The sequence below is a fragment of the Streptomyces sp. XM83C genome (assembly GCF_023072675.1).
Classification (GTDB): domain Bacteria; phylum Actinomycetota; class Actinomycetes; order Streptomycetales; family Streptomycetaceae; genus Streptomyces; species Streptomyces thermocoprophilus.
Genome location: NZ_JALLGL010000444.1, coordinates 1 through 3,647 on the forward strand (window position 1 = coordinate 1; position 3,647 = coordinate 3,647).

3 protein-coding genes are annotated in these 3,647 nt (G+C 72.8%); 2 read left to right on the forward strand and 1 reads right to left on the reverse strand.

Annotated features, from left to right (window positions below; all coding sequences use genetic code 11):
• Positions 1 to 271: 271 nt before the first annotated feature.
• Positions 272 to 1,255 carry a hypothetical protein gene (locus tag MTQ10_RS28860; protein ID WP_374117720.1) on the reverse strand — a complete coding sequence of 328 codons (984 nt, stop codon included), beginning with the start codon at positions 1,253 to 1,255 and terminating at the stop codon, positions 272 to 274.
• A gap of 95 nt (positions 1,256 to 1,350) precedes the next feature.
• Between MTQ10_RS28860 and MTQ10_RS28865 the strand changes: the two genes are divergently transcribed.
• The gene (locus MTQ10_RS28865) at positions 1,351 to 2,283 is read left to right on the forward strand and encodes a Ppx/GppA phosphatase family protein (RefSeq protein WP_247473305.1); all 933 of its coding nucleotides are present in this window, start codon (positions 1,351 to 1,353) and stop codon (positions 2,281 to 2,283) included.
• Between the two features lie 474 nt (positions 2,284 to 2,757).
• Complete coding sequence (locus MTQ10_RS28870; RefSeq protein ID WP_247473307.1) at positions 2,758 to 3,582, forward strand: sugar phosphate isomerase/epimerase family protein; 825 nt, start codon at positions 2,758 to 2,760, stop codon at positions 3,580 to 3,582.
• The last annotated feature ends 65 nt before the right edge of the window (positions 3,583 to 3,647 follow it).

Sequence of the window (3,647 nt, forward strand, 5' to 3'; positions counted from 1 at the left end):
GACCCGGACCCCACACCCACCGACCCGGCATCGCCCGACGCGAGCGGCGGCCCGACGCCCACCGGCGGCAGCGGGGAGCCGAGCACGCCCGCGCCGTGAGCCCTTGGAGGGGGCACACCCGCGCCGTGAGCCCCCCGAAGGGGGCACGCCCCATACCGTGAGCCCCCGGGAAGGGGCGGGGAGCCGAGCCCACCCGAGCCACGAGCCGCCGGAAGGGCACGGAGGGTCGCCCACCCCCGTGCTGTGAGGCACCGGGCCCAGGCCGGGGCGCTCAGTCGGTCGGGTCCGGGTCCGCCGGGTGCGGGGCCAGCAGCGGCAACTGCCCGGCCAGCCGTTCCTCGCACAGCTCGACGAGACGGTCGTAGCCGGCCTTGCCCATCAACTCGGTCAGCTCCGCCCGGTAGGAGACGTACACCGGCTCGCCCGCGCCGTGCGCCGACGTCGCCGACGTGCACCACCAGTGCAGGTCATGACCGCCCGGACCCCAGCCCCGGCGGTCGTACTCACCGATCGACACCTGCAGCACACGCGTGTCGTCCGGCCGGTCGATCCAGTCGAACGTACGGCGGATCGGCAGCTGCCAGCAGACGTCAGGCTTGGTCTCCAGCGGCTCGCGGCCCTCGCGCAGCGCCAGGATGTGCAGCGAGCAGCCCGCGCCGCCGGGGAACCCCGGCCGGTTCTGGAAGATGCAGGAGCCCTGGTAGGGCCGGGTCTGCCGATCGCCGTCCTCGTCCTCGGAGACCCAGCCGTTGCGGGTGCCCTCGGCGTGGTGCTGCCAGATCTCCGGGGTGAGCCGCGCCACATGCGCGGCGACTCGCTTCTCGTCGTCCTCGTCGGAGAAGTGGGCGCCCAGAGTGCAGCAGCCGTCGTCCGCGCGCCCCGCCTGGATGCCCTGGCAGCCGCTGCCGAAGATGCAGTTCCAGCGGGAGGTCAGCCAGGTCAGATCACAGCGGAAGACCTGCTCGTCGTCCGCCGGGTCCGGGAACTCCACCCACGCGCGCGTGAAGTCGAGCCCCTTCTCGTCGCTCTCCGGCACCTTCTCCGCCTTCTTGGCCGACTTCCCGGCGCGGGCGGACCGCCCGGACCTGCCCGGCTTCTCGGCCTTCTCGGGCTTCCCGTCCCGCCCGGACTTCTTCCCGGGCCTGTCGGCCTTCCCCGGCTTGGCTTCCTTCGCCGCCTTCGCCTGCGAAGGAACAATGAGGGATTCGCCCGTCTTGACCGGCTTCTCGTCCTTCGCCTTTTTCGTCTTTGGCACGCGTCCAGAGTATGCCGACAGCACACCGGCCCCGTACCTCACAGATCCCCGAGGACCTCCCCGCGGCCGGTCGCACGGGCAGTAGCGTGCCCTGTATGAGACTCGGTGTCCTCGACGTGGGATCGAACACGGTGCATCTGCTGGTGGTGGACGCCCACCCCGGCGCACGCCCGCTGCCCGCGCACTCGCACAAGGCCGAACTGCGCCTCGCCCAGCTCCTCGACGACGACGGCGCCATCGGCCCGGAGGGCGTCGACCAGCTGATCGCCGTGATCAAGGACGCCCTCCAGGCCGCCGAGGACAAGGGCGTCGAGGACGTGCTGCCGTTCGCGACCTCGGCCGTCCGCGAGGCCAGCAACGCGGATGAGGTCCTCGCACGCGTGCGTGCCGAGACCGGCGTCGAACTCCAGGTCCTCACCGGCGCCGAAGAGGCCCGCCTCACCTTCCTCGCCGCCCGCCGCTGGTTCGGCTGGTCGGCGGGCAAACTGCTCGTCCTCGACATCGGCGGCGGCTCCCTGGAGATCGCCTACGGCATCGACGAGGAACCGGACGCCGCGGTGTCGCTGCCGCTCGGCGCGGGCCGCCTCACCGCCTCCTGGCTGCCCGGCGACCCGCCCGACCCCGAGGACCTGCGCGCACTGCGCCGGCATGTCCGCGCTGAGATCGCCCGTACGGTCGGCGAGTTCAGCCGCTTCGGCGCCCCCGACCATGTGGTCGCCACGTCCAAGACCTTCAAGCAGCTCGCCCGCCTCGCCGGCGCCGCCCGTTCCGCGGAGGGCCTGTACGTGCAGCGCGAGCTGAAGCGGGAGTCCCTGGAGGCCTGGGTTCCCCGGCTGGCCGCCATGACGGCCGAGCAGCGCGCGGAGCTGCCCGGCGTCTCCGAGGGCCGGGCCGGTCAGCTCGTCGCCGGCGCGCTGGTGGCGGAGGGCGCGATGGACCTGTTCGGCGTGGAGAGCCTGGAGATCTGCCCGTGGGCGCTGCGGGAGGGAGTGATCCTGCGGCGCCTGGACCACATGGACATGGGATGACGGCTCGGCCGTGCGGTGCGGTCCGGTGGTACGGCGAGGCTCGGTCGTGCGGTGCGGTCCGGTGGTGCGGTGCGGTCCGGTGGTGCGGCGAGGTCCGGTGGTGCGGTGCGGTGCGGTCCGGTGGTGCGGCGAGGTCCGGTCGTGCGGTGCGGTCCGGTCGTGCGGTGCGGTCCGGTGGTACGGCGAGGTCCGGTCGTGCGGTGCGGTCCGGTGGTACGGCGAGGTCCGGTCGTGCGGTGCGGTCCGGTGGTACGGCGAGGTCCGGCCGTACGGCGAGGTCCGGCTGTGCGGTGCGGACCCGCCGTGCGGTGCAATCCGGCCGTACCGCCGAAGATCGGGTCATGACCCCCGCCGTATCCGGGAACCCCACCCCCATGCCCGCCACCACACCCCGGAACGCTCGGCTATGGCCCTCGCCACAACGGCGAACAGACAGTGGGCGTTCGCAAACCCGCACCCCGTAACCTGTCCCCCATGGCAGAGCCAGTCGTACGTGTTCCGGATGCGAAGGTCGCCCTGTCGACGGCCTCCGTCTACCCGGAGTCGACGGCGACGGCCTTCGAGATCGCCGCGCGCCTCGGTTACGACGGCGTCGAGGTGATGGTGTGGACCGACCCGGTCAGCCAGGACATCGAGGCGCTGCGCCGGCTCAGCGACTATCACCGCGTCCCCATCCTCGCCGTCCACGCCCCGTGCCTGCTCATCACGCAGCGGGTGTGGTCCACCGACCCGTGGACCAAGCTCCAGCGGGCTCGATCGGCCGCCGAGAAGCTGGGCGCGAGCACGGTCGTCGTCCATCCGCCGTTCCGCTGGCAGCGCCAGTACGCGCGTGACTTCGTCGCCGGGATCTGGCGCATGTCGAACGAGACGGATGTGCGATTCGCCGTCGAGAACATGTACCCGTGGCGCTACCGGGACCGCGAGATGCTCGCGTACGCCCCCGACTGGGACGTCACCAAGGACGACTACCGCCACTTCACGATCGACCTCAGCCACGCCGCGACCGCCCGCACCGACGCGCTCGCCATGATCGACCGTATGGGCGACCGCCTCGGGCACGTCCACCTCGCCGACGGCCGCGGCTCCGCCAAGGACGAGCACCTGGTGCCCGGCCGTGGCACCCAGCCCTGCGCCGAGGTGCTGGAACGCCTCGCGCTGACCGGCTTCGACGGCCACGTCGTCATCGAGGTCAACACCCGGCGTGCCATGTCCAGCGCCGAGCGCGAGGCCGACCTCGCGGAGGCCTTGGCGTTCACGCGCCTGCACCTGGCGTCGGCGGCGAGGGTGCCCCGGCGATGACCGACCCCGCCGACACCGCGGGCCCTGCCGACACCGCAGGCCCCGCCGACCGCGCCCACCCCCCC